26 protein-coding genes are annotated in these 24,799 nt (G+C 69.4%); 16 read left to right on the top strand and 10 right to left on the bottom strand.

Annotated features, from left to right (window positions below):
* Window positions 1–123 precede the first annotated feature (123 nt).
* Both ABZV34_RS21100 and ABZV34_RS21095 read left to right on the top strand, forming a co-directional pair.
* On the top strand, window positions 124–489 hold the full coding sequence (locus tag ABZV34_RS21100; RefSeq protein ID WP_356278621.1) for a hypothetical protein: 366 nt from the start codon (window positions 124–126) through the stop codon (window positions 487–489).
* 289 nt (window positions 490–778) lie between these two features.
* Complete coding sequence (locus ABZV34_RS21095) at window positions 779–1,885, top strand: amidohydrolase family protein (protein ID WP_356278618.1); 1,107 nt, start codon at window positions 779–781, stop codon at window positions 1,883–1,885.
* 278 nt (window positions 1,886–2,163) lie between these two features.
* Here the strand turns inward: ABZV34_RS21095 and ABZV34_RS21090 are convergent, their stop codons facing one another.
* From ABZV34_RS21090 to ABZV34_RS21075, 4 genes are all read right to left on the bottom strand, one after another.
* The gene (locus tag ABZV34_RS21090) at window positions 2,164–3,171 is read right to left on the bottom strand and encodes a COX15/CtaA family protein (RefSeq protein ID WP_356278615.1); all 1,008 of its coding nucleotides are present in this window, start codon (window positions 3,169–3,171) and stop codon (window positions 2,164–2,166) included.
* A 148-nt stretch (window positions 3,172–3,319) separates the two neighbouring features.
* Window positions 3,320–4,036 carry an ABC transporter permease gene (locus ABZV34_RS21085; protein ID WP_356278641.1) on the bottom strand — a complete coding sequence of 239 codons (717 nt, stop codon included), beginning with the start codon at window positions 4,034–4,036 and terminating at the stop codon, window positions 3,320–3,322.
* 50 nt (window positions 4,037–4,086) lie between these two features.
* On the bottom strand, window positions 4,087–5,010 hold the full coding sequence (locus ABZV34_RS21080; RefSeq protein ID WP_356278613.1) for an ABC transporter ATP-binding protein: 924 nt from the start codon (window positions 5,008–5,010) through the stop codon (window positions 4,087–4,089).
* Between the two features lie 11 nt (window positions 5,011–5,021).
* Window positions 5,022–5,873: an AAC(3) family N-acetyltransferase gene (locus tag ABZV34_RS21075; RefSeq protein WP_356278610.1), complete on the bottom strand. Its 852-nt coding sequence runs from the start codon at window positions 5,871–5,873 to the stop codon at window positions 5,022–5,024.
* Window positions 5,874–6,034: 161 nt separating this feature from the next.
* Between ABZV34_RS21075 and ABZV34_RS21070 the strand changes: the two genes are divergently transcribed.
* From ABZV34_RS21070 to ABZV34_RS21035, 8 genes are all read left to right on the top strand, one after another.
* Complete coding sequence (locus ABZV34_RS21070; RefSeq protein ID WP_356278607.1) at window positions 6,035–6,787, top strand: metalloregulator ArsR/SmtB family transcription factor; 753 nt, start codon at window positions 6,035–6,037, stop codon at window positions 6,785–6,787.
* Window positions 6,784–8,208 carry a Fe-S cluster assembly protein SufB gene (gene sufB / locus ABZV34_RS21065; RefSeq protein WP_356278604.1) on the top strand — a complete coding sequence of 475 codons (1,425 nt, stop codon included), beginning with the start codon at window positions 6,784–6,786 and terminating at the stop codon, window positions 8,206–8,208. The genes ABZV34_RS21070 and sufB overlap by 4 nt, the downstream gene beginning before the upstream one ends.
* Before the next feature lie 88 nt (window positions 8,209–8,296).
* Complete coding sequence (sufD, locus tag ABZV34_RS21060) at window positions 8,297–9,514, top strand: Fe-S cluster assembly protein SufD (RefSeq protein ID WP_356278601.1); 1,218 nt, start codon at window positions 8,297–8,299, stop codon at window positions 9,512–9,514.
* Entirely contained in the window at window positions 9,514–9,843 is a 330-nt protein-coding gene (locus ABZV34_RS21055) for a non-heme iron oxygenase ferredoxin subunit (RefSeq protein ID WP_356278598.1), read from the top strand. The genes sufD and ABZV34_RS21055 overlap by 1 nt, the downstream gene beginning before the upstream one ends.
* 7 nt (window positions 9,844–9,850) lie before the next feature.
* Window positions 9,851–10,615 (top strand): Fe-S cluster assembly ATPase SufC, encoded by a 765-nt coding sequence (gene sufC, locus ABZV34_RS21050; protein WP_356278595.1) that lies wholly within the window; start codon window positions 9,851–9,853, stop codon window positions 10,613–10,615.
* Window positions 10,612–11,868, top strand: coding sequence for a cysteine desulfurase (locus tag ABZV34_RS21045; protein ID WP_356278592.1), 1,257 nt, complete (start codon window positions 10,612–10,614; stop codon window positions 11,866–11,868). The genes sufC and ABZV34_RS21045 overlap by 4 nt, the downstream gene beginning before the upstream one ends.
* Before the next feature lie 16 nt (window positions 11,869–11,884).
* Window positions 11,885–12,349: a Fe-S cluster assembly sulfur transfer protein SufU gene (sufU, locus tag ABZV34_RS21040; RefSeq protein WP_153291240.1), complete on the top strand. Its 465-nt coding sequence runs from the start codon at window positions 11,885–11,887 to the stop codon at window positions 12,347–12,349.
* Complete coding sequence (locus ABZV34_RS21035; protein WP_355790821.1) at window positions 12,346–12,684, top strand: metal-sulfur cluster assembly factor; 339 nt, start codon at window positions 12,346–12,348, stop codon at window positions 12,682–12,684. Before sufU ends, ABZV34_RS21035 begins: the two co-directional genes overlap by 4 nt.
* A gap of 157 nt (window positions 12,685–12,841) precedes the next feature.
* Here the strand turns inward: ABZV34_RS21035 and ABZV34_RS21030 are convergent, their stop codons facing one another.
* Window positions 12,842–13,816 carry an AbfB domain-containing protein gene (locus ABZV34_RS21030; RefSeq protein ID WP_356278589.1) on the bottom strand — a complete coding sequence of 325 codons (975 nt, stop codon included), beginning with the start codon at window positions 13,814–13,816 and terminating at the stop codon, window positions 12,842–12,844.
* Window positions 13,817–14,124: 308 nt separating this feature from the next.
* Between ABZV34_RS21030 and ABZV34_RS21025 the strand changes: the two genes are divergently transcribed.
* The 3 genes from ABZV34_RS21025 (at window position 14,125) to dapD (ending at window position 16,263) form a co-directional block, all read left to right on the top strand.
* A complete protein-coding gene (locus ABZV34_RS21025; RefSeq protein WP_356278586.1) occupies window positions 14,125–14,445 on the top strand; it encodes a multidrug efflux SMR transporter in 321 nt (106 codons plus the stop codon).
* The gene (locus tag ABZV34_RS21020) at window positions 14,445–14,984 is read left to right on the top strand and encodes a TetR family transcriptional regulator (RefSeq protein WP_356278583.1); all 540 of its coding nucleotides are present in this window, start codon (window positions 14,445–14,447) and stop codon (window positions 14,982–14,984) included. The genes ABZV34_RS21025 and ABZV34_RS21020 overlap by 1 nt, the downstream gene beginning before the upstream one ends.
* 289 nt (window positions 14,985–15,273) lie before the next feature.
* Window positions 15,274–16,263, top strand: coding sequence for a 2,3,4,5-tetrahydropyridine-2,6-dicarboxylate N-succinyltransferase (gene dapD / locus ABZV34_RS21015; RefSeq protein WP_356278580.1), 990 nt, complete (start codon window positions 15,274–15,276; stop codon window positions 16,261–16,263).
* Window positions 16,264–16,554: 291 nt separating this feature from the next.
* Here the strand turns inward: dapD and ABZV34_RS21010 are convergent, their stop codons facing one another.
* A complete protein-coding gene (locus ABZV34_RS21010; RefSeq protein WP_356278577.1) occupies window positions 16,555–16,980 on the bottom strand; it encodes a hypothetical protein in 426 nt (141 codons plus the stop codon).
* Between the two features lie 351 nt (window positions 16,981–17,331).
* On the opposite strand from ABZV34_RS21010, the gene ABZV34_RS21005 reads away from it, so the two are divergent.
* Window positions 17,332–18,951, top strand: a complete 1,620-nt coding sequence (locus tag ABZV34_RS21005) for a DUF262 domain-containing protein (protein WP_356278574.1) — start codon at window positions 17,332–17,334, stop codon at window positions 18,949–18,951.
* Between the two features lie 603 nt (window positions 18,952–19,554).
* Here ABZV34_RS21005 and ABZV34_RS21000 read toward each other — a convergent pair.
* From ABZV34_RS21000 to ABZV34_RS20990, 3 genes are all read right to left on the bottom strand, one after another.
* Window positions 19,555–20,217 (bottom strand): Type 1 glutamine amidotransferase-like domain-containing protein, encoded by a 663-nt coding sequence (locus ABZV34_RS21000; RefSeq protein ID WP_356278571.1) that lies wholly within the window; start codon window positions 20,215–20,217, stop codon window positions 19,555–19,557.
* 315 nt (window positions 20,218–20,532) lie between these two features.
* Window positions 20,533–20,898 (bottom strand): hypothetical protein, encoded by a 366-nt coding sequence (locus tag ABZV34_RS20995; RefSeq protein ID WP_356278568.1) that lies wholly within the window; start codon window positions 20,896–20,898, stop codon window positions 20,533–20,535.
* 266 nt (window positions 20,899–21,164) lie between these two features.
* Window positions 21,165–21,668, bottom strand: coding sequence for a hypothetical protein (locus ABZV34_RS20990; RefSeq protein WP_356278566.1), 504 nt, complete (start codon window positions 21,666–21,668; stop codon window positions 21,165–21,167).
* Window positions 21,669–21,816: 148 nt separating this feature from the next.
* On the opposite strand from ABZV34_RS20990, the gene ABZV34_RS20985 reads away from it, so the two are divergent.
* Window positions 21,817–22,377, top strand: coding sequence for a SigE family RNA polymerase sigma factor (locus ABZV34_RS20985; RefSeq protein WP_356278563.1), 561 nt, complete (start codon window positions 21,817–21,819; stop codon window positions 22,375–22,377).
* The gene (locus tag ABZV34_RS20980; protein WP_356278560.1) at window positions 22,374–23,576 is read left to right on the top strand and encodes a WD40 repeat domain-containing protein; all 1,203 of its coding nucleotides are present in this window, start codon (window positions 22,374–22,376) and stop codon (window positions 23,574–23,576) included. Before ABZV34_RS20985 ends, ABZV34_RS20980 begins: the two co-directional genes overlap by 4 nt.
* On the opposite strand, the gene dapA is transcribed toward ABZV34_RS20980, so the two are convergent.
* On the bottom strand, window positions 23,577–24,497 hold the full coding sequence (gene dapA / locus ABZV34_RS20975; RefSeq protein ID WP_356278557.1) for a 4-hydroxy-tetrahydrodipicolinate synthase: 921 nt from the start codon (window positions 24,495–24,497) through the stop codon (window positions 23,577–23,579).
* Between the last annotated feature and the right edge of the window lie 302 nt (window positions 24,498–24,799).

Genomic DNA, 24,799 nt, shown 5'->3' with positions numbered 1-24,799 from the left:
TGCTGTACCCGCCGACGGGGGAGGGGGCGCCCCTCGAGCGGAACCGAGAACTTGGGGGTGCGTGGTCAACGCCACGCACCCCGCCCGTCGCCGTTCGATCTACCCGTCGGTAGCATCCTGGCCATGGCAGACACCGAGCAGACCGACGAGACCTCTGAGACCTCCGAGACCGTCCGGGACACCGGCGCCGAGCGCAAGGCGGCCAGGCTCGCCCGGCAGATCCGCGCCTTCGCCGACCAGCACGGCGGGGCCGAGTGCCAGGTGGCGTACATCGGGGAGCGCGGCGCGCGCATCGTGCTCGTCGGCGCGGACGGCGGCTGGGGCGACCTGGTGGCGCCCGGTTACGCGATCGCCGAGGACGCCGTGAAGCAGGCCGGGATCACCGTTCACGAGGAGTTCGACGGGGAGTTCGCCGCGAAGGTGCGGACCGGGCCGTACGAGTGGAAGCGGATGGCGGGGATCCAGCTCGGCGGCCCGCGCAACGACTGACCCGTACGGGTGACTCACCGCGGGCGGGTGACCCGTACGGGTGAGTCGCCCGCGGGCGGTACATCACCCGATCGGCCGCGGGCGGCCCCGTGGAGTCCGCGCCGCCGGCCGGCTCTCCGGAGCCGCACGGACGGCCCACCGGTCCCTGTCACCGGTCCGCACGGCCGGCGGCCGCCGAACCCCACGAACGGCCGAGCGACGCGCCTGGAACACGGGCGACCAACACCTGACGCCCGGCTCACCCGTTAGGACCTGAGAAAGAACGGTCCAGTCGCGCGGGGGAGTCCGGATGATCGAAACGCCGTCCCTGGTGGACCAGTACTGTCACGGGGTGCTGAGGACGGAACTGGGCCTCGGCACCTTCGAGGCCCACCTCGCCAGAACCGAGGGGCCCCCGGCCCCCGGCACCACCCTCTTCGACACCCAGACCGGCTTCGCGGTACGCCGCTGGTGTCCGCCCCTGCTCGGCCTGGAACCGCACTGCCCGCCCGCCCGCTATCTCGCCCGGCGGCGCGAACTCGGCGTCCTCGAAGCGGGCCGCAGACTGCTGCGCGGCAGCGGCGTCACCACCTTCCTCGTCGACACCGGACTGCCCGGCGACCTCACCGGGCCGGGCGAGATGGCCTCCACCGGCGCCGCCGACGCCCACGAGATCGTCCGCCTGGAGCTGCTGGCGGAACAGGTCGCGGACACCTCCGGCACCGTCGAGTCCTTCCTCGCCAATCTCGCCGAGTCGGTCCACGGGGCCGCCGCGAACGCCGTCGCCTTCACCTCCGTGGCGGGCGGACGGCACGGCCTGGCGCTCGCTCCCGAACCCCCCGGGCCGGGAGAGGTACGCGGCGCGGCGGGCAGGTGGCTCGCGGACCGCCGGGTCGGCGGGGCGCTGAGCGACCCCGTCCTGCTGCGCCATCTGCTGTGGATCGCGGTCGCCTCGGGACTGCCCCTCCAACTCCACGCGGGCCTCGGCGAACCAGGCCTGCGGATCGACCGCACCGACCCCGTCCTGCTCACCGACTTCGCGCGCGCCACGGCCGGCCTCGGCACCGACCTCGTACTGCTGCACGGCTACCCGTACCACCGGCACGCCGCACACCTCGCCGGGGTCTTCCCGCACGTGTACGCAGACCTGGGCGCCGCACTGGTGCGCACCGGAGCCCGGGCCGCGGCCGTCCTCGCCGAGATCCTGGAACTGGCTCCCTTCGGCAAGCTCCTCTTCTCCAGCGGAGCACACGGCCTGCCCGAACTCCATGTGGTCGGCGCACGTCTCTTCCGCGAGGCACTCACCCGGGTGCTCGGCACCTGGGTCGCGGAGGGCGCCTGGTCGCCGGCGGACGCGCAGCGGGTGGCGGGACTGATCGCCGCGGGGAACGCGCGGCGGGTGTACGGGGTGGAGTGACGGCCGGGCGGTGAACCGGTCGGTCGGGGTCGGGTGACCGCCGGGCGGTGAGCGGGTCGCACGTGAACGGGCCGCACGAGACGCGGTCGACGCGGGAGAGGCTTCCGGCGGCCGGGCGGCCGGGCGGCTCCAGACTGTCCGGATGTACGGGGATCCCGCGCCGCGATGAGCCGCCCGCCGGGCGGAGCTGACGAGGAACTACCTGGGCCCGGCGACCGACGACCTGGTGGCCGCGTACGAACCGCTCACCCGCGCGTGAGCGGTCGGTTCCGCGGCCCTCACACGGCCGTGAGCGCCGATTCCGCGGCCGGCCCCGGAAGATCTGGCACCACGGCCGGCCGCTCGCGCAGGGACAGCAGGACGCGCAGGACGCCGATCCACACCAGGCAGGAGCCGAACATGTGCAGGCCGACCAGCGCCTCGGGAAGGTCCGTGAAGTACTGGACGTAGCCGATGACACCCTGGCCGAGCAGGATCAGGAACAGGTCGCGGGTGCGGTCCTGCGGGCCCTTGGGGGCGTCGACCGCCTTGAGGACGAACCACAGGGCGAAGGTCAGCGTGACCACGATCCACGCCAGCACGGCGTGCAGCTTGGCGACGTTCTCCCAGCTGACGTGCATACGGTCGACCTCGCTCGAGTCGCCCGCGTGCGGCCCCGCGCCGGTGACGACGGTGCCCAGGGCGATCAGCACCACGGCCGCGGCGACCAGACACCACACGAGCTGCTGCACCGCCTTGCCGACCAGCGGGCGCGGCGCGGCGGAACCCTCACGGGTGCGCTGCCACATCACCGCCGCGACGGTGATGAGCGCGGTGGAGAGCAGGAAGTGCGCGGCGACCGTGTACGGGTTGAGGCCGACCAGGACGACGACGCCGCCGAGGATCGCGTTGCTCATGACGATCCAGAACTGCGCCCAGCCGAGCCGGGTGAGGTCGCGCCGCCACGGCTTCTCGGAGCGCGCGGCGATGATCGCCCAGCCGACCGCGGCGCACAGGACGTAGGTCAGCATGCGGTTGGTGAACTCGATGAACCCGTGGAAGCCCATCTCGCTCGTCGCGGTGAGCGAGTCGGCGGTGCACTTGGGCCAGGTCGGGCAGCCGAGCCCCGAACCGGTCAGCCGTACCGCGCCGCCGGTGACCACGATGACCACGGACATGACCAGCGCGGCGAGGGCCGCGCGGCGGACCGTCCGTGCGGTCGGGGTCCAGCGTTCGGCGATGAGGGCGAGCGGGTTGCGCGCGAGGGCTACGGCGTCGGCTCGGGTCACGTTTGGCACGCGCCCCATCGTAGGCGGCCGCTTGTGCACGCCTTCACGAGGGCCCCGGGCACCGCGCGCGCCGCTGCTCACGGACCCCGCCGCGGGCCGCGCGAGAACTCTCCCGCGGCTTCGGACCCGTCCGCTCCCGCCAGCCGCACTACCCGCACCGCCCGCCCTACTCCCAGCGGAAGAACCGTCCCGCGGCCGCCAGACCCACGACCGCCCAGACCGCCAGGATGCCCAGGTCGCCCCACGGCATGCCCGCACCGTGCTGGAGCACGTCCCGCAGGCCGTCCGAGAGCGCCGAGATCGGCAGCAGAGCCAGCACGTCCTGGACGCCGGGGGGGAACTTGTCCAGCGGGACGATGACCCCGCCGCCCACCAGCAGCAGCAGGAAGACCAGGTTCGCGGCCGCCAGGGTCGCCTCCGCCTTCAGCGTGCCGGCCATCAGCAGGCCCAGACCCGAGAAGGCGGCCGTGCCGAGGACCAGCAGGAGCAGGACGGCCGCCGGGTTGCCGTGCGGCGACCAGCCCAGCGCGAAGGCGATCACCGTCAGCAGGACGACCTGGAGGACCTCCGTGACCAGCACGGACACCGTCTTCGCGGTCATCAGACCCCAGCGGGGGAGCGGGGAGGCGGCGAGCCGCTTCAGCACGCCGTAGCGCCGCTCGAAACCGGTGGCGATGGCCTGGCCGGTGAAGGCCGTCGACATCACCGCGAGCGCCAGGACGCCGGGGGTGAGGAAGTCGACCGCCGCGCCCTTGCCGGTGTCGACGATGTCCACCGAGCCGAACAGGACCAGCAGCAGGGCCGGGATGACGACCGTGAGGAGGAGCTGCTCGCCGTTGCGCAGCAGCATCCTCGTCTCGAGCGCGGCCTGCGCGCCGATCATGCGGGGCAGGGGGGCCGCCCCCGGGCTCGGGGTGTAGGTGCCGGCGGTGGTCACGAACGCAGCTCCTTGCCGGTCAGTTCCAGAAACACGTCTTCCAGGGTGTGCCGCTCGACGGAGATCCTCTCCGGCATCACCCCGTGCTGCGCGCACCAGGAGGTGACGGTGGCCAGCAGTTGCGGATCGACCTTCCCGCCCACCCGGTAGGCGCCGGGGGTCAGCTCGGCCGCCGTGCAGTCGACCGGGAGGGCCTTCAGCAGGGAGCCGACGTCCAGGCCGGGGCGTCCGGTGAACCGCAGCGTGTTCTCGGCGCCGCCGCGGCACAGCTCATCCGGGGAGCCCTGTGCGATGACCCGGCCGGCGTCGATGATCGCGACGTCGTCGGCGAGCTGCTCGGCCTCGTCCATGTGGTGCGTGGTGAGGATGACCGAGACCCCGTCGGTACGCAGGTCGCGGACCAGGTCCCAGGTGGCCCGGCGGGCCTGCGGGTCGAGGCCCGCGGTCGGCTCGTCGAGGAAGACCAGTTCCGGGCGGCCGACCACGGCCATGGCGAGCGCGAGCCGCTGCTGCTGGCCGCCGGACAGCCGCCGGTAGGCCGTACGGCCACAGCTGTCGAGGCCCAGGCGCGCTGTCAGCGCGTCGACGTCCAGGGGGCGGGCGTGCAGCCTGGCCACGTGCCGGAGCATCTCGTCGGCCCGCGCCCCGGAGTAGACCCCTCCGGACTGGAGCATCACGCCGATGCGGGTGTGCAGCTCACCGGACTGTCTCACCGGGTCGAGGCCCAGGACGCGCACCGTGCCGGAATCCGGCCTCCGGTACCCCTCGCAGGTCTCGACCGTGGTCGTCTTGCCCGCCCCGTTGGGACCGAGTACGGCGGTGATGCCCGCCCTGGCCACCAGGTCGAGGCCGTCCACCGCGGTCTTCGTGCCGTACCGCTTCACCAGGGCCTGGACCTGGACCACGGGCTCGCTTCGCATGAGGAGCAAGTCTAGGGACGTTTCCGGGGCCCGCGGGCGCCGGGGGCCGCATCAGGGCCGGGCGCACCGGGGCGGTGCAGCGCGAGCCAGCGCTCCGCGTACGCCACCGCGTCGGCCACCGGGAACAGGCGTACGTCGGCCGCGCCCACCCGGCCGCGTACGACGGGGCGGTCCCGCTCGAAGTCGGAGCCCAGCTGGTCGAAGCGGTCGGAGTCGATCGCGACCTCCGTGACCACCTCCCACCGGGTCGCTCCCCGCGCCGTCCGCACCGGGCGCCCCACCTCGACGAGCGGCGCCGGTATGCGGTACTCGGCGAGATGGAAGCTGGTGCACGTGTCGTAGCCCGTGCCGAGCAGGAGCACACGGGCGCCGAGGGACTCCAGCCGGGCCAGCGGGCTGCGCTCACCCAGCCGGCAGTCCGGGGCGTGGCCGTCGACGATCTCGGCCGCGCGCGGGCCGACGGCCGCGAAGGAGGTCTGCGGGTGCGCGCTGCGCAGGGCGCCGGGCCAGGTGCGGACGGTCTCCGGGACCACGCCGAGCCCACGGGTGGGGGTGACGAGGGGGTCGTAGGCGGGCATCGTCGCCCGAATGGTCGACCACCACTCCTCGGGGACCGGCGGGCGGCTCCACAGGGCCGGGTCGGACAGCTCGCCGGACTGCGTGGGGACCACCAGCGTGCCGCCGGGGCCGAGCGCGTCGAGCAGGCCCTGGACGACCGCGACCGGTCCGCCGTTGACCCAGCCGAGGGATCGGAGCGAGGAGTGCACGAGGAGCGCCTCGCCGGGCCGGACGCCGAGGGTGCGCAGCTCCGCCGCGAGGCTGCCCCGGGTGACGAGTGGGCCGGTGGGAGGGGGTGTCGACATGCTCCGGGAGTCTCCCCGAGACCACGCCCCGGTGCCACCGAATTGATCGATCAAAGATCGTTCTCGCAGGTCAGCTTAGGCATGCCTAAGTGATGCACCGCACCGTCCGCCTCCTGGGACGCGGCTTGTCAGCCCCTGAGGAATTACGCAACAATGGCGTTGTGAAAAACGTTGGCGAGGCTCGGGAGACCCCCACGGGGCCCCCGCAGGAGGAACTCGCGACCGGTGAGCGGTCCACCCGCAACCGGGTCGCGCGGTCCATCCTGGACCACGGCCCGTCGACGGTGGCCGACCTCGCGGGACGGCTGGGGCTGACCCAGGCCGCCGTGCGCCGCCACCTCGACGCGCTCGTCGCCGACGGCGTCGTGGAAGCACGTGAGCAGCGGGTCTACGGCGCGCGTACGCGCGGCCGTCCCGCCAAGGTGTTCGCCCTGACCGACTGCGGCCGGGACGCCTTCGACCAGTCCTACGACACACTCGCCGCGGACGCCCTGCGGTGGATCGCGGAACGTGAGGGCGGGGACGAGGCGATCGTCGCCTTCGCCCGCGCCAGGATCGCCGCCCAGGCGGACGCGTACCGCGAGGTCATCGAGTCCGCGGCCCCCGAGGACCGCACCGAAGCCCTGGCCAAGGCCCTGAGCGCGGACGGGTACGCTGCTACGGCGCGTAGCGCACCGGTCGGTGAGCAGCTCTGCCAGCACCACTGCCCGGTCGCGCATGTCGCCGAGCAGTTCCCGCAGCTGTGCGAGGCGGAGACCGAGTTCTTCTCCCAGTTGCTCGGTACACATGTCCAGCGACTGGCCACCATCGCCCACGGCGACGGTGTGTGCACGACGTTCATCCCCAAGATTTCCAAGTCCGATCAGCGCGATCCCCACGCATCTGCAAGCACCGCCGGGAGGAACCCCGCATGACGCTCCCCATCGAGGAGACTGCCCACCCCGAGCTCGAGGGTCTGGGCACGTACGAATACGGCTGGGCCGACTCCGACGTGGCCGGTGCCTCTGCCAAGCGCGGAATCAACGACGACGTCGTCCGCGACATCTCCGCGAAGAAGAACGAGCCGGAGTGGATGACCAAGCTCCGCCTCAAGGGCCTGCGCCTCTTCGAGAAGAAGCCCATGCCCAACTGGGGCTCGGACCTGTCGGGCATCGACTTCGACAACATCAAGTACTTCGTGCGCTCCACGGAGAAGCAGGCGGAGTCCTGGGAGGACCTGCCCGAGGACATCAAGAACACGTACGACAGGCTCGGCATCCCGGAGGCGGAGAAGCAGCGCCTCGTCGCGGGTGTCGCGGCCCAGTACGAGTCCGAGGTCGTCTACCACCAGATCCGTGAGGACCTGGAGGAGCAGGGCGTCATCTTCCTGGACACGGACACCGCTCTCAAGCAGCACCCGGAGCTCTTCAAGGAGTACTTCGGCACGGTCATCCCGGTCGGCGACAACAAGTTCGCGTCGCTGAACACCGCGGTGTGGTCCGGCGGCTCCTTCATCTACGTGCCGAAGGGTGTGCACGTCGAGATCCCGCTCCAGGCCTACTTCCGTATCAACACGGAGAACATGGGCCAGTTCGAGCGGACGCTGATCATCGTCGACGAGGACGCCTACGTCCACTACGTCGAGGGCTGTACGGCGCCGATCTACAAGTCGGACTCCCTGCACTCCGCGGTCGTCGAGATCATCGTGAAGAAGGGCGCCCGCTGCCGTTACACGACCATCCAGAACTGGTCGAACAACGTCTACAACCTGGTCACCAAGCGCGCCGTGGCGTACGAGGGCGCGACCATGGAGTGGATCGACGGCAACATCGGCTCCAAGGTCACCATGAAGTACCCGGCCGTCTACCTGATGGGCGAGCACGCCAAGGGCGAGACCCTGTCCATCGCCTTCGCGGGCGAGGGCCAGCACCAGGACGCCGGCTCCAAGATGGTCCACATGGCGCCGAACACCTCGTCGAACATCGTCTCCAAGTCGGTGGCGCGCGGCGGTGGCCGTACCTCGTACCGCGGTCTGGTCGAGATCGGCGAGGGCGCCCACGGCTCGAAGTCCAACGTGCTGTGCGACGCGCTGCTCGTCGACACGATCTCCCGCTCCGACACGTACCCCTACGTGGACGTCCGCGAGGACGACGTGTCCATGGGGCACGAGGCGACGGTCTCCAAGGTCTCCGAGGACCAGCTCTTCTACCTGATGAGCCGCGGTCTGACCGAGTTCGAGGCGATGGCGATGATCGTGCGCGGCTTCGTCGAGCCGATCGCCAAGGAACTGCCGATGGAGTACGCCCTCGAACTCAACCGGCTGATCGAGCTGCAGATGGAAGGCGCGGTCGGCTGAGCACAGCCTTCCGGATCAGCTGGTGACCCGCCCGTCCGGCGGGCCCGAGGACCTCAACCGACGCAGGAAAGAGAGCAGACCGACAGCCATGGCCGAGGCTCAGAACTCCCCCACCCTCAACTCCCTTCGGGCGGGGGGACCCCCACCGCTGGGTTCCACCACCGCCGGGCAGATCGCGGTGGCCGCCGAGTCGACCGTCGCCACCCGCATGAGCGCGCCCCCGTCCTTCGACGTGGCGGACTTCCCGGTCCCCCACGGCCGCGAGGAGGAATGGCGCTTCACCCCGCTGGAGCGCCTGCGCGGGCTGCACGACGGCACCGCCGTCGCCACCGGTGACGGCGTCAAGGTCGACATCCAGGCGCCCGAGGGCGTCCTCGTGGAGACCGTGGGCCGCGACGACGTCCGGCTGGGCACGGCGGGCACCCCCGTCGACCGCGTCGCCGCCCAGGCGTACTCGGCGTTCGAGAAGGCCGGTGTCGTCACCGTCCCCAAGGACACGGTGCTCACCGAGCCGATCCGCATCGCCGTGCACGGCGAGGGCGGGGTCGCCTACGGCCACCAGGTCGTCGAGCTCGGAGCCTTCGCCGAGGCCGTCGTCGTCATCGACCACACGGGCGACGCGGTGCTCGCCGCCAACGTCGACTTCGTGCTGGGCGACGGAGCCAAGCTCACCGTCGTCTCCGTCCAGGACTGGGACGACAGCGCCGTCCACGTGGGCCAGCACAACGCCCTGATCGGCCGGGACGCCACCTTCAAGTCGTTCGTGGTCACCTTCGGCGGCGACGTCGTACGCCTGCACCCGCGGGTCTCCTACGCCGGCACCGGCGGCGAGGCCGAGCTGTTCGGTCTGTACTTCACGGACGCCGGCCAGCACCAGGAGCACCGCCTCCTGGTGGACCACAACACCCCGCACTGCAAGTCCAACGTCATGTACAAGGGCGCGCTCCAGGGCGACGGCGCCCACGCGGTGTGGATCGGCGACGTCCTCATCGAGGCCAAGGCCGAGGGCACGGACACCTACGAGATGAACCGCAACCTGGTTCTGACCGATGGCGCCCGCGTCGACTCCGTGCCGAACCTGGAGATCGAGACGGGCGAGATCGTCGGCGCCGGTCACGCCTCCGCCACCGGCCGCTTCGACGACGAGCAGCTCTTCTACCTGATGGCCCGCGGGATTCCGGCCGACGAGGCCCGTCGGCTCGTGGTGCGCGGCTTCTTCGCCGGACTGGTCCAGCAGATCGGCGTCGACGACATCGAAGAGCGCCTTCTCGTGAAGATCGACGAGGAGCTGGAGGCGTCGCTCTGATGACCGCCTCGACGATGTTCGTACGCGCCTGTGGGCTGAGCGAGCTGGAGGAGGACACCCCGAAGCGGGTGGAACTCGACGGCACGCCGGTCTCGGTCGTGAAGACCGAGGGGGAGGTGTTCGCGATCAACGACATCTGCTCGCACGCGAACGTCTCGCTCTCCGAGGGCGAGGTGGAGGACTGTCAGATCGAGTGCTGGCTGCACGGCTCCGCGTTCGACCTCCGCACCGGCAAACCGTCCGGCCTGCCCGCGACGCGCCCCGTCCCCGTTTACCCCGTAAAGATCGAAGGGGACGATGTGCTCGTCTCCCTCTCCCAGGAGTCCTGAGGAACCCATGGCTACGCTTGAAATCCACGACCTGCACGTCACCGTCGAGGCCGACAACGCCACGAAGGAGATCCTCAAGGGCGTCGACCTCACCGTCCGGCAGGGCGAGACGCACGCCATCATGGGCCCCAACGGCTCGGGCAAGTCGACCCTCGCCTACTCGCTCGCGGGCCACCCGAAGTACACCATCACCGGTGGCACCGTGACCCTCGACGGCGAGGACGTCCTGGAGATGTCCGTCGACGAGCGCGCCCGCGCGGGCCTGTTCCTGGCGATGCAGTACCCGGTCGAGATCCCCGGTGTCTCCGTCTCCAACTTCCTGCGCACCTCCGCCACCGCCGTCCGCGGCGAGGCCCCCAAGCTGCGTACGTGGGTGAAGGAGGTCAAGGAGACCATGGAGCGCCTCTCCATGGACCCCGCCTTCGCCGAGCGCAACGTGAACGAGGGCTTCTCCGGCGGTGAGAAGAAGCGCCACGAGATTCTTCAGCTGGAGCTTCTCAAGCCGAAGATCGCGATCCTCGACGAGACCGACTCCGGCCTGGACGTCGACGCCCTGCGCGTCGTCTCCGAGGGCGTGAACCGCGTCCGCGAGGCCGGCGAGGTGGGCACCCTGCTCATCACGCACTACACGCGCATCCTGCGCTACATCAAGCCTGACTTCGTCCACGTCTTCTCCGCCGGTCGGATCGTCGAGTCCGGCGGTGCCGAGCTCGCCGACAAGCTGGAGAACGAGGGGTACGAGGCTTACACGAAGGGTGGCGTATCCGCGTGACGCAGCTGCCGGGCCTCCTCGACACCGAGGCGATCCGCAAGGACTTCCCCATCCTGGACCGACAGGTCCACGACGGCCGGAAGCTCGTGTACCTGGACAACGCGGCGACTTCGCAGAAGCCGCGCCAGGTGCTGGACGCCCTCAGTGGTTACTACGAGCAGTACAACGCCAACGTCCACCGCGGTGTGCATGTGCTCGCCGAGGAGGCCACGGCGCTGTACGAGGGCGCGCGCGACAAGGTCGCCGCGTTCATCAACGCGCCGAGCCGCGACGAGGTGATCTTCACCAAGAACGCCTCCGAGTCGCTCAACCTCGTGGCCAACATGCTCGGCTGGGCCGACGAGCCCTACCGGGTCGACCACGAGACCGAGATCGTCATCACGGAGATGGAGCACCACTCCAACATCGTGCCGTGGCAGCTGCTGGCGCAGCGCACGGGCGCGAAGCTGAAGTGGTTCGGCCTGACCGACGACGGCCGTCTCGACCTCTCGAACATCGACGAGATCATCACCGAGAAGACGAAGATCGTCTCCTTCGTGCTGGTGTCGAACATCCTGGGCACCGTGAACCCGGTCGAGGCGATAGTGCGCCGCGCCCAGGAAGTCGGCGCGCTGGTCTGCATCGACGCCTCCCAGGCCGCTCCGCACATGCCGCTGGACGTGCAGGCCCTCCAGGCCGACTTCGTGGCCTTCACCGGCCACAAGATGTGCGGCCCGACGGGCATCGGCGTCCTCTGGGGCCGCCAGGAACTGCTGGAGGACCTGCCCCCGTTCCTGGGCGGCGGCGAGATGATCGAGACCGTGTCGATGCACTCGTCGACGTACGCCCCGGCGCCCCACAAGTTCGAGGCGGGCACCCCGCCGATCGCCCAGGCGGTCGGCCTCGGCGCGGCGATCGACTACCTGAACTCGATCGGCATGGACAAGATCCTCGCCCACGAGCACGCGCTCACCGAGTACGCGGTGAAGCGGCTCACCGAGGTCCCGGACCTGCGGATCATCGGCCCGACCACGGCCGAGGACCGCGGCGCGGCGATCTCGTTCACACTGGGTGACATCCACCCGCACGACGTGGGCCAGGTCCTGGACGAGCAGGGCATCGCGGTCCGGGTCGGACACCACTGCGCGCGCCCCGTCTGCCTGCGGTACGGAATTCCTGCGACCACGCGGGCGTCGTTCTATCTGTACTCCACGCCGGGCGAGATCGACGCCTTGGTCGACGGCCTGGAGCACGTCCGGAACTTCTTCGGCTGAGGGGCTGGCTGGGATCGTGAAGCTTGATTCGATGTACCAGGAAGTCATCCTGGACCACTACAAGCACCCGCACGGGCGGGGCTTGCGGGATGGCGACGCCGAGGTGCACCACGTCAACCCGACGTGCGGCGACGAGATCACGCTGCGCGTGAAGTACGACGGCGAGCAGATCACGGACATCTCGTACGAGGGGCAGGGCTGCTCCATCAGCCAGGCCTCGGCGTCCGTGCTCAACGACCTGCTCGTCGGCAAGGACGTGTCCGAGGCGCAGAAGATCCAGGAGACCTTCCTGGAGCTGATGCAGTCCAAGGGCCGGACCGAGCCGGACGACGCGATGGAGGAGGTACTGGAGGACGCGGTCGCGTTCGCCGGTGTCTCCAAGTACCCGGCCCGGGTCAAGTGCGCCCTCCTCAGCTGGATGGCGTGGAAGGACGCGACCGCCCAGGCTCTGGGCGAGAGCGCCGAGAGGAAGACGGCATGAGCGAGAACGAGACCCTGACGACGAAGCCCGCCTCGGAGGAGGAAGTCCGTGAGGCGCTGTACGACGTCGTCGACCCCGAGCTGGGCATCGACGTCGTCAACCTCGGCCTGATCTACGGCATCCACATCGACGACGCGAACATCGCGACGATCGACATGACCTTGACGTCAGCGGCCTGCCCGCTCACCGACGTCATCGAGGACCAGGCCAAGTCCGCCACGGACGGCATCGTCAACGAACTGCGCATCAACTGGGTCTGGATGCCGCCGTGGGGCCCGGACAAGATCACGGACGACGGACGCGAGCAGCTTCGGGCGCTCGGCTTCAACGTCTGACCGGTCGTCCGTTCCGGCCTCCGGCCGGCCGTCCGCCGCGGCGTCCGGTCGGACGTCCGCCCTGGCGCCGTACGTGCGTGGCCCCCGGCAGTGCGCCGGGGGCCACGCCTGTTTCGGCTGTTCGCGGCCGCCCGGCGGACCGGCCCCGATGCCTGGCTCAGGCCAGGCCGTCGACCACACGGAACGCCGAGTCCGCGCGGAACAGCCGGGAGTTGTCGTACGTCTCCAGGCGGAGCCGGAAATCGCGGTGCCGCAGATAGCGGCCCGGATAGTTCAGCGACTCCAGCATGACGGCGCCGCTGTATTCCGAGGTCCGGGGGCAGAAGGTGGCGTCGCGCTCGAAGAGGGCGGACCCGTCGTCGCGGTCGGCGCGCAGGACGAAGTCCCGATGGCGGAGGTAGCCGCCGTCGGCGGTGGCGAAGGAGTAGCAGGAGGCGTTCCCGAGCCCCGCCACCACCGTGAAGTCGGCGTCCCGCCTGATGCCGGCCGGACTGCCGGCGGTGATCTCGTCGAGACGGACGTAGCCGTCGCGCAAGTGCCAGTACCGGTCGGGGTAGTTGACGGACCGGACCGATTTCGGCGAGGGCGCGGACGAGGACGAGGACGAGGGCCGGGACGCGGGGGGCTCGCTGGGCGAGGCCGCTTTCGACGGTCCGGTGGTGCCGGGAGCGGCCTTGCCGCCGGAGCCCTGTTCCGGGGACTTGGGGGAGGCCGGGCCCGTCGGTGTGGAGCCGGAGGCCGGTGCGGAGGACGGGACGGGCTCGCCGGCCTGGGTCGCCGCCTCGTCGGTGGCCGTGGCGAAGTCGCCGGACAACAAGGGCAGTTCCGTTTCGGAGAGGGCCCGGTTCGTCCCCTCTCGTGACGTGGCGTCAGTTCGGTTGTCCAGTACGGCGATCACGGTGGTGACGAGAACCGCCACCGCGAGTCCTCCGGCCAGCCAGAGCCGCCGTGTTCCGGGCAGCCGTTCCCCGTCCGGGGCCGCACCGCCCAGCCAGGGCGCCGGGGACCCGGTGAAGGAAGGTGGTTCCGCCGGGTGGCGGGCACCGTGGGGCGTGGGCCGCCAGGCGGGTTCCTCCGCGGTGGGCGCGGGATGGTCGGACCCTCGCTCGGGGTCCGGCGATATCTCAGGCATGCGCGTTCCTCCAGCGTCGCCCGGGGCGCACGCGGATTCGTCCACTGGTTTCCGTACAAGAAGGGCACGAGCGCCCGGATCGGCGTCGGCCGTGAAGATCGGGTGTGCGACTGGTGAAACAGTAGTGGAAAGGGTGAGTTCTGAGCAGTCGTTCGCCTGAGTGATCCCTTCCGATCTCCCGTGATCCCCTGTGATTCCTCGCGATTCCCCGCGATCTCCAGGGCTCGGCAGCCCCGGATACTCCTCCCGCGCGAGCGGGACGACTCGTTTATGTACAGGTGTACGCATCGATGTGTACCCTCGTACACATGGGATACCTGCTGCTCGCCGGAGCCATCGTCTCCGAGGTGGCCGCCACGACCGCCATGAAGTACAGCGAGGGCTTCAGCAGACTGTGGCCGTCACTGGTGACCGTCCTCGGATATGTCGTCGCCTTCCTCCTGCTCGCACAGTGCCTCAAGACCGTCCAGGTCGGCACCGCCTACGCGATCTGGGCCGGCGCCGGAACCGCCGTCATCGCCGCGATCGGCATGCTCTTCCTCGGAGAAGCGCTCACCGCCACCAAGGTGGCCGGGATACTGCTGATCATCGGCGGGGTCGTGGTGCTGAACCTGGGCGGAGCCCAGTGATGGCCCCGCGCCGCTACGACCCCGAGCGACGCCAGCGCATCATCGACGCCGCGATCCGGGTCGTGGGCGACAAGGGGCTCGCCGGGCTGAGCCACCGCTCCGTCGCCGCCGAGGCCGATGTGCCGCTCGGCTCCACCACCTACCACTTCAAGACCCTCGACGAACTCATGGTCGCCGCCCTGCGCCAGGCGAACGAGGGCTTCGCCGAGATGGTCGCCGCGCGCGGCGCGCTGGAGGACCCCCGCGTCGACCTCGCGGGCGAACTCGCCGGACTCATGGGCGCATGGCTCGCGGGGGAGCGTACGGGGGTCGAGCTGGAGTACGAGCTGTACCTCGTCGCCCTCCGCCGCCCCGCCCTGCGCCCCGTCGCCGCCGCCTGGGTCCAGGGCCTCGTCGACCCCCTCGCCCGCCGCACCGACCCCGTCACGGCGCGGGCGCTCGTGGCACTGGTAGACGGCATCTGCCTCCAGGTGTTGCTGACCGGCGGGACCTACGACGAGACGTACGCGCGGGAGGTGCTGGGACGGCTGATCGGCTGATCGGCTGATCGGCTGATCGGCAAAACCGGGAGCGGAGCCGGGGGCTGAGAACGGGCGGGCGTGGCGGGCGACGGTGTGTGTCGATGCCCACGCCCATGCCGATGCCCACGCCGATGCCCGTGCGGTGGTCCGGGGCGACCGTGTCCGGTGCGCCGGGTGGGTGAGTTGGCGGGCGCGCCGGCCGGTCCGGTACGTGGGGTCGGCGGGTGCGGCCGCGCGGTCGGCCCGGGACCTGAGACGGGGGGACACCGGTTGGCCCGCGCGGCCCGGGCCGCGTTAGGTTTCACCCATGACCGACACGACTGCTACGCGCACCACCGGCGCCGTCGCCGCGGGCCTCGCCACGCTCACCGCCGACGGCACTGTCCTCGACACCTGGTTCCCCGCGCCCGAACTGTCCACCGAACCCGGCCCGGCCGGCACGGAGCGGTTGTCCGCCGAGCGCGCGGTCGAACTGCTCGGTGAAGGCGCCGTCAAAGCCATCGGTCCCGACGCCCGCCGGGGCGTCGAAGTGATCGCGGTCCGCACGGTCATCGCCTCGCTGGACGAGAAGCCGATCGACGCGCACGACGCGTACCTGCGGCTGCACCTGCTCTCGCACCGACTCGTACAGCCGCACGGCCAGAGCCTGGACGGCATCTTCGGGCACCTCGCCAATGTCGCCTGGACCTCGCTCGGCCCGGTCGCCGTCGACGACGTCGAGAAGGTACGGCTCAACGCGCGCGCCGAGGGACTGCACCTCCAGGTCACGTCCATCGACAAGTTCCCGCGCATGACGGACTACGTCGCGCCCAAGGGCGTCCGCATCGCCGACGCCGACCGTGTCCGGCTCGGCGCGCACCTCGCCGAGGGCACCACCGTGATGCACGAGGGCTTCGTGAACTTCAACGCGGGCACCCTCGGCACCTCGATGGTCGAGGGCCGCATCTCGGCCGGCGTCGTGGTCGGTGACGGCTCGGACATCGGCGGAGGCGCCTCCACCATGGGCACCCTGTCCGGCGGTGGCAACGTCCGCATCACCATCGGCGAGCGCTGCCTGGTCGGCGCCGAGGCCGGCGTCGGCATCGCCCTCGGCGACGAGTGCGTGGTCGAGGCGGGCCTGTACGTCACGGCGGGCACCCGCGTGACCCTGCCCGACGGCCAGATCGTCAAGGCCCGCGAACTCTCCGGCGCGTCCAACATCCTCTTCCGCCGCAACTCGGTCACCGGAACCGTCGAGGCCCGGCCGAACAACGCGGTGTGGGGCGGCCTGAACGAGATCCTGCACAGCCACAACTGAGCAACGGCGGCCGTGACTTGCGGCCGCCTCATCGATCAGCGCTCTGATGTGCCGCTCAGCTGTCGGCGGTTGCCGACGCCGGTCATCGGCGAGCGCCCTTCCACGGCCACGGGACGGCCCGGGAGGGCGCTCGTGCGTTGAAGGCGACAGCCGCCTTGTAAGTTCGGTCTGCCCCCAGCGCGGTAGGGCCCACCTGCGCGAACTAAGGCCGTGCATGTCTTCTGGCGACTGTGTCCGTTCGTCGCCGTTGATGTCAGCGTTGGATGTCAGCGCGGCTCTCGCTGCCCCACGTCACGCCACGGCTGGGCTAGCCCCGTAGCGTTCGTAGAGCCGTTTCATTTGCTTGATCCAGAAGCTGAACTTCTCGTCCTTCGATGCGCTCATGGGTAGAAGCCGGAGCTCCTTGGCCAACTGGTAGAAGCCTGGGCCGGCGTCGTTGCTGTCCAGGTAGTTCACCAGAGCCGAGAGCATGAGAAGGGGGTCGGAGGGAGCGCTCGCCTGATCGCGCTCCACGATCAATCCCAGCAAGTGCCCCATGGCGGCCCGCTCGTCAGCCCGCGCGAAGTCGAAGGTTCTGTAGCCGGTCCGCCTGGCCAAAGTGACGTTGAGCTCGGTGTACGAGGTGACCTTGCCGAGTTTCGCTCGCTCAACAAGGAAGTCCCGCCCGGCGTCCACCAGCAAGTCCCACTCGCTGTCGCCGCGGCCGTATCCAGGCATCCCGCCCCCTCTGATCCGAACCGATCCGTACTTGGGAACGTACAGCGCCGGCGGAGGGCTCCACAATCGCTCGGTGGGGGGATGACTGCGTTGTCAGGGCGGGTGTGATCGACATCGAGGGTGCCCAGGTCACTCCAGCTGTAGTACCAGCCCAGCTCAACGACGTATCTCGACTGCGGCGAGCCGTCGTTGGCCGTGGTTGACCGCACGATGTGGCACGGCCGTGGCACACACCCATGTCAGCTTGGGCCTGCTTCGGCCGCTTTCACTCGCGCTGACGCGGCCGGTCTTTGATCACGATGGACCGACCGGAGTGGCAGGGCCGTCCACCAGATCACGTCTTGTTGAGACGTGGAACTCGCGCAACAGCTAATCTTGTCAGCAAACTTCAGCAAGGAGCATCATATGCCGTCTATCCGTCAACTGATCGAGTCGGTTTCTGATGGCCGAGTCCGGATCCCGGCTTTTCAACGTGGATTCGTCTGGGATGCGGACCGAGTCGCCCAGCTGATGGATAGCATTTATAAGGGTTATCCCTTCGGGGCCCTACTCTTTTGGCGCACCCGGGCGGAGTTGAAGACGGAACGCGACCTAGGCCCCTTCCAACTTCCACCACGCCCCGACGACTACCCGATCGACTACGTACTCGACGGACAGCAGCGCTTGACCAGTATTTTCGGTGTATTCCAGACGGAACTAGAAGCTATCGGAAAGGCCGACTGGGCTGACATCTACTTTGATTACAGGGTAGATGCAGATGCGCAAGAAAGTCTCTTCGTTCCACTTTCCCCAAGTGAAGTAGACCCAGAGAGGCATTTTCCCCTCAACGTTTTCTTTGATGCCTCGAAGTACGGATCCGCATTTCGAGCGCTGCCTGAATCCGTCACGCCTAAGATTGACGAACTGTACAGTCGATTCAAGGAAGTAGACGTACCAGTCCAGACGTTCGTAACGGATGACCGCACTGGCGTGGCAATCGTCTTCGAGCGAGTCAACAGGCTGGGCGTAGAACTTGACACTCTGCAGCTATTGAGCGCTTGGACTTGGTCCGATGATTTCGACCTACAACGTCGCTTCGAAGATCTCAGCGAAGAACTTGAACCCTTCGGCTTCAAGGGGGTCGGCGAAGATGTCACCCTGCTTTTGCGTTGCTGCGCTGCAGTGGTCGACGGGGACGCTTCCCCCAAGACTCTCGTTTCCCTTAACGGGACGAAGGTTCGAGAGCAATTTTCCTACGTCGTGAATGGCATCAAGGGCGCCATTGACTTTGTGCGTCGAGAGCTGAAGGTTGAGAAACTGGACAACCTTCCACATTCAACCCTGCTTGTGCCGCTCGCAGTCTTCTTCGCGGCAGCCGATTCCAAGTCAGTGAAGATGACCGCCGAACAGCGATCCACACTCCTTCGCTGGTTCTGGAAATCCTGCTTCTCGGCTCGCTATGGACGCGTAGTCCAGAGGAATCTTCAGGTCGACGTAGAAGAAGCCATCAAGCTCAAGGATGGGGAACTCTCGAAGCTCGACGACATTCCAGCGCAGGTGGACGACCGATTCTTCCTGGAGAACAATTTCAACCTCAATGCTGTAAGTTCTAAGACATTCGTTCTACTGCTGGCACAGGAACGGCCGCTTAGCCTGGTGAGCGGCTCATCGATTAACCTTTCCGCTGCACTCCAAGCCTACAATCGGAACGAGTTCCATCACCTCTACCCGCAGTCGTATCTGCGCAGTCTTGGAGTTCCCGCAGAGCAGCAAAGCCCGCTGGCGAACTTGTGCTTCATTAACGCCATCGACAATAAAGTCCTGGGAGGAGATGCTCCGAGTGATTACCGCACTCGAATCTCCAGGCAAAACGACGTGCTAAAGCGAGCCCTGTGCCCAGAAGAAGATCTTTTCGCTGACGACTACGAGGCATTCATCAAGACTCGCGCTCGAATCCTTCTCGGTGCAGCAAATTCTCTTATGAACTCCTAGGGGTCGCCAATCATCCAAGGTCGGCGGAACGGCTTTGGGCTGGAGCTGCTTTGGGGCGAGTGATCATGGCCCTTTAAGCTTCCGGCGAGTCGGGCAGTCTGTGGACCTGCCCGCTAAAGCACGACGTTGGGGCCATGATCTTAGAGGCTCGCCCCAAAGTGACTGCCTAAAGCCGTGGAGCCGACCGCCCTAGCCACATGAGGGTGTCTCCCCTTTCATGCCCGCTGCTGCTAGCGCACCGCCTGGCGGGGCCGCCGCTGGCGAAGACACGGCGGCGGCCCCGCCAGGCGGTGCGCGCCCGCGCCGTGGGCGGGCCTTATGAAGTAGGCAAAGTTCTACCGCGCCCTTGGCAATCAGCAGTGTCTTGTCTCGGCTGATGCTTGACGCAGTGGCTTCACCTGATGCTTGACACCGCTTGCCTCGGCTTGGCTGTGCGCGTCGTATCCGCGTGCAGGGAGGGCCGGGGCCGTGCTGGTGGAGTTGAGCGTGGTCGAGCAGCGGTATCACGCGGTCATGGAGGGGGCCGTCGGCGCCTCAGTCACCGAGATCGCGGGGCGTTATGGGGGTCTCGCGGAACGACGCGACGTCTCGGATGCCGGGCGGCTATGACCCGAACTTCGTCCATTGCCCTTCGGAGACCACCTCGACGGAGTCGTCGACAACCTTGATGGCCGTCTGTTCATCGATGGCGTAAGCCGGGACGCCGATGTCGGCGGCCCACCGCTCTGCGTCAGCCAGGGTGTTCTGCGGGAAAGCGTCCAGGTGCGGGAAGATCGAGAAGTCGACGACTCCCAGGGTGCGGTCGTCCGGTGCGGACGGCCACTCGACGAAGTGCGCTCCGATCCGGGGCGTCATCACCATGCTTCCGGCACTCACTCCCACCCAGACCGTGTCGGGCAGCAAAGGCAGGAGATCGGCCAGCCCGGACTCCCGCATCCAGTGGCACAGATAGGTCGCGTCGCCGCCGTCGACCAGGAGCACGTCGGCCTCCCGGATCCAGGGGACGTATCGCTCGGCGTCGATGGTGGGCAGTGCGGTGAGCTCGAGGACACCGAGCGACGCCCAGCCCAGGCCGGACAAGTGCTGCCACATGGGCTCGGCGGCTGCGAAGCCCCGCACCGATGTCGGACCGCACATCGGGTGACCCCACTGTGCTGTCGGGACGCAGAGGGCGTGGCACTCGGCGACCGGCTTGCCGAGAAGCTGCACGAGCGCCGCATGGATGCTGGGGTTCGTGACGCCGCCTGACGTAAGCAACAGCTTCACGGTGCCTCCAAATTCGCGCGCGGAAGGTGGGTGTACCTGAAGACCTGGGACTGTGCTGGAACTCATCGCAGTTCGGGCAACCTCTTCAGAGGTCGCTCAGGTCCCTCAGGTCCCTCAGGTCGCCGGGCTCGACTGCTCCACCTGACAAGACAGTCAGCCACGACGTCTGGACCAGACGTCAAGCGTCACCTGACTCCAACCCGTCAACCATCAACTGAGACTCGACAGCTGCTCCTGGGGGTTCGGGGCTCGGGCTGTCGGCTGAGTAGCGATCTCCGCTACGGTGCGATTCATGCCCTCTGCATTGGACACGCCTCAAGGAGCGGCCGAGCTGGCCGAGTCTCTGTTGCGGGGCTGCTCCTTCAACGCCGCGGAGGCGCGCCCGACCTCGCCCAGGTACTGCTCCAGGCGGAAGCGGACCTCCTCGACGGGCCTGCCGTCGAGGCCCGGGTACATCAGTCCGGACCAGACGACCGTCTCGCCGCGGAGCCGGACCCGGATGGTCAGCCTGCCCGGCCCCGGCTCGGGCCGCTCCTCGGCTGCCACAACCACCTCGCACGGCGTATCCGCCGGACAGAGCGGTCCGCCCGGGCGGAGCAGTCGCCTCGGATCGAGGCCGGCCATCCTGCTGTCGCTGCGCGCGACCACGTCGAGGCCGTCGACGAAGAGGTACGTGTGCACGGCAGCACACGTCGGCGCCCCAGGACACGTACTGACGAGGAGCGTGCTCACCGTACCGCCGACCCGCCCATCGGACACGGCGGTCCTCAGCTCGCGCGGGGACCTACGCGGCATCCGCGTGCTGTGACGTCATGGGTCCGTCCCATCGGCTGTGCGGCAGAGGCCCGGAGGACCTGGCAGGCGGACGTGGGCTGAGCCGGAAGGCGCTGAAGTGCGGCTTGCCGTGGCGTTCGCCGAGGTCCCGCGCGGCCGGCACGGAGACTCCGCTACGCGGGCAGCGTCGCAGCGAACTCCTCCAGGGTGGTGAAGTCCGGTGGGAGCAGGCCCCGTCGGGGGTCGACGTGGTGCAGGAGCGCGGGGGCGGAGTGGTGGGCGGCCACATAGGTGTCGTCGGCCGGGGACTGTTCGTCGTCCACCCAGGCGAAGGGCCGACCGGCCGCGTACGTCACGATCCGCTCCGTCTTCCAGTGCACGCCGTCCGGCCGCGTGGCGAACAGGGCGCCGGTGAAGTCGACGTACGGGAGCGCGGGCAGACCGATGACCGGCGCGATATGGCGGTTGGCGGCGTCCATCCAGGTCGTCGCCCAGCACAGGTCGTACCCGAGGTCCAGGAGGGCGCGGCCGTGCCCGGGGTGGAGCCAGACACGCAGGGGCCTGCCGGGGGTCAACGTCACCCGGATCGTCGTGTACCCCTCGGGCCGGCGCTCCGGCTGGGCGGCGTACGGGTTCAGCGGGCCGTCGACGTCGAGGAACAGCAGCGGTCGGCTCACGAGGTCACCGTAAGGGACGCCGGGTGGAGGAGGCCGGGTAATTTTCCTCCGGCCGGGGCATAGCGGCGGGCGGTCACGCGCGTCACACGGGGCAGGGGAGTGCGGCAGGGGCCGTCGGAGAAGACCCGCGGAAAAGACGAAGGTGACGATGGATGCCGAAGTACAGGAGAACTTCCGGGAGTTCGTGGCGAACCGGTCGTCCGCGCTGCTGAGGACGGCCGTCCTGCTCAGCGGCGGGGACCGGCACGCCGCCGAGGACCTGCTGCAGAACGCCCTGGTCAGGGCCGCCGGGCGCTGGGACCGCATCGAAGAACCCGAGGCGTACGTACGGCAGATCCTCTACCGGCAGCAGGTGAGCCGCTGGCGGCTGAAGTGGCCCCGGCGGGAGGTGAGCGTCGCCGAGCCGCCGGAGGGCGCGCGCCACGGTACGGACTCCTCGGCCGCGGCCGAGCTGCGCGTCGTGATGCGCGGTGCGCTGGCCCGGCTCACCGCACGCCAGCGCACCGTGCTCGTACTGCGCTACTTCGAGGACCTGCCCGAGGGCGACGTGGCCCGGCTCCTCGGCTGTTCCGTCGGGACCGTACGGTCCACGACGCACCGCTCGCTCGCCCGGCTGCGCGCCCTCTCCCCTGAACTGGCCGCGCTCGGTCGGGGCGCGGACGAACAGCCCCCGTCCCGTGACTTCTCGGCCCTGGAGGTGCGCCCGTGAACGTCGACGACCTCGTCCGTGACTCCTTCCGCGAGCAGAACGCGGAGTCGGCCCCGCCACCGGTGGACCTCGCCGACCGGGTACTGGCCGTCCGGCGCCGTCGCCGGGCCCGTACGATCGCGTCCGTCGCCGTGGCCACCGCCGCGGTGGTCGCCGTCGCCGTGGCGGTGCCGCGGCTGGACTCCGGCAAGGACGACGTGCGCCCGGCGAACGTCCTGGACCACGACGACCTCATCGCCCACCCCGACCAGAGCCCACCGCGCGACATGATCGCGGCCGGGAGAGTCGTGCTGGCCGCGTACTGCACCGCGACGAGCGTCAGGCAGTCGGGCGGCCGGCACACCGACGTCCCTACCTACTGGCTCCTCGACGCACGGACGCACACGTACGAGAAGGCGACGAACTGGTCCTTCGTCGCGGTCGCTCCGGGCCTGCGGACCGCCGCCGTCCTGGAACGCGCCCTGCCGGCCACACGGATCGGCCTGCTCGACCTGCTCACCGGCAAGGTGAAACGCTGGATCCCGGTCGAACACACCGTCGGGGCCGTCGCGTTCTCGCCCGACGGCCGCACACTCGTCGCGACGACCTACAAGAAGAACCCCGACCTGCACGTCACGCCGTCCGGCAATCAGTCCAGCCGCTGGCCGAACTACCAGGAGCCGGGCCGGACCGGCTTCTCCATCGTCGACGTCGCGTCCGGTACGGAGTCGTGGAGCAAGGTTCCGTCCGGCGACGGCACCGGCCTCAACGATCGCCAGGATTTCGGTTTCAGCCGTGACGGCAGGCTCGTCTACACCGGGCTCACCGCGGAGCCCGGCCAGCGCTTCTACGACTTCCGGGGCCACCCGGTCCCGACGCCCGCGCTGGAGGAGCACCTGCGCTGGTACATCGACGCGCGGCTGTCCCCGAACGGCCGGCTCGGCGCGGGCGGCACCGCCGACGGGGAGACGTACACGTCCTCCGAGATCCTGAACCCCACCACCGGCGGCCGCTCGACCACGGTGCGAGGGCAGCAACTGCTCGCCTGGATCGACAACGAGCGGTTGATCGCCTGGGACATCACGCCCGGCTCGAACGAGTTCCACAACCGGCTCGTGGTGGTCGCCCTGGGCAGCGACAAGGAGGTGCCGTTGACTGGCTTCCGCGGCGGCGACGACCGCGCCGCCGGACGCTGGACGCCCGTCTTCGCCGAGCGCTGATCAGCCGGACACCAGCTCCTCGTACACCGCCAGCAGACCGTCGGCCACCTCCGGGCCGGCGGACCGCAGCGGCGCGCGGACCGGACCCGCGGGCAGGCCGAGCCGGCCGAGCAGGGCCTTCGCCGTGACCGCGCCGGGCAGACCGGCCGACATCATCGACTCGACCAGCGGGATCACCCGGCGCTGGCGCCGGGCCGCCTCGGCGGTGTCCCCGGAGTCGAACGCGTCGAGGATCGCGCGGAAGGCGCCGGGAGCCGCGTTCGCCACCGTGCTGACGTACCCGGCCCCGCCGATCGCCCGCAGCGCGAGCACGTACTCGTCGCACCCGGTGTAGTACGCCAACTCCGTTTGGGCCAGCACCTTCTGGGTGCCGAGCAGGTCGTACGCGCAGTCCTTGACGGCCACGATCCGGGGGTGTCCGGCGAGCCGGATCAGCGTGTCGGGTTCGATGCGGGTGCCGGTGCGGCCCGGGATGTCGTAGAGGGCGAGCGGCAGACCGGTGGCGTCGGCGACCTCGCGGAAGTGGGCCTCGACGGCGTCCTGCGGTGGCCTGCTGTAGTACGGGGCGACGACCAACAGGCCGTCCGCGCCCGCCTTTTCGGCCTCCTGGGCCAGCTCCACGGAGTGCCGTGTGTCGGCGGTGCCGACGCCCGCGAGGATCGGCACACGGTCGCCGACCGCCTCCCGTACGGACCGCACGAGCGCCGACTTCTCGGCGTCCGTCGTGGTCGGGGACTCGCCCGTGGTGCCGGACAGGACCAGACCGTCGCAGCCTTCGCGCACCAGCCGTTCGGCGAGCAGCGCCGCACCGTCGAGGTCGAGTCCGCCCGCTTCGGTGAAGGGCGTGACCATCGCGCAGAGCGCACGGCCGAAGGGAGGCGCGGGTGTCGCCGGGGTCGTGGTCCGAGGGGTGTGCGTCATGCGAGCAGTCTCGGCACCCTCACGGTGAAGCTCCACTTAATTCTTCTACGAGATAGCGGCAAGGGCTGCTACGAGGTGCCTCTTTCGGCGGCTTCCCGGAGGCGCCGGTGCCCACTCGGCCCCCATGGGCCACCTCGACGAGGAGGGAAGCCGACGGCCGATCGCGGGAGGCGTCCGGAGGCGATCCCCTCGGTCTGCCGGAGATCCTCTTCGTCCGCGCGGACCGGCTCCTCCGCGACCTGGTGCTCGCCCGCGCAGTCGACCTCGCGCACGCCCCGCGCCGCCTGTCCACGTGGTCCCCT

It is taken from the genome of Streptomyces sp. NPDC005195 (assembly GCF_040608315.1).
In the GTDB taxonomy this organism is placed as follows: domain Bacteria; phylum Actinomycetota; class Actinomycetes; order Streptomycetales; family Streptomycetaceae; genus Streptomyces; species Streptomyces kaempferi.
The sequence above is the reverse complement of the archived record's forward strand: the minus strand, read 5'-3'. Positions and strand labels throughout refer to the sequence as shown.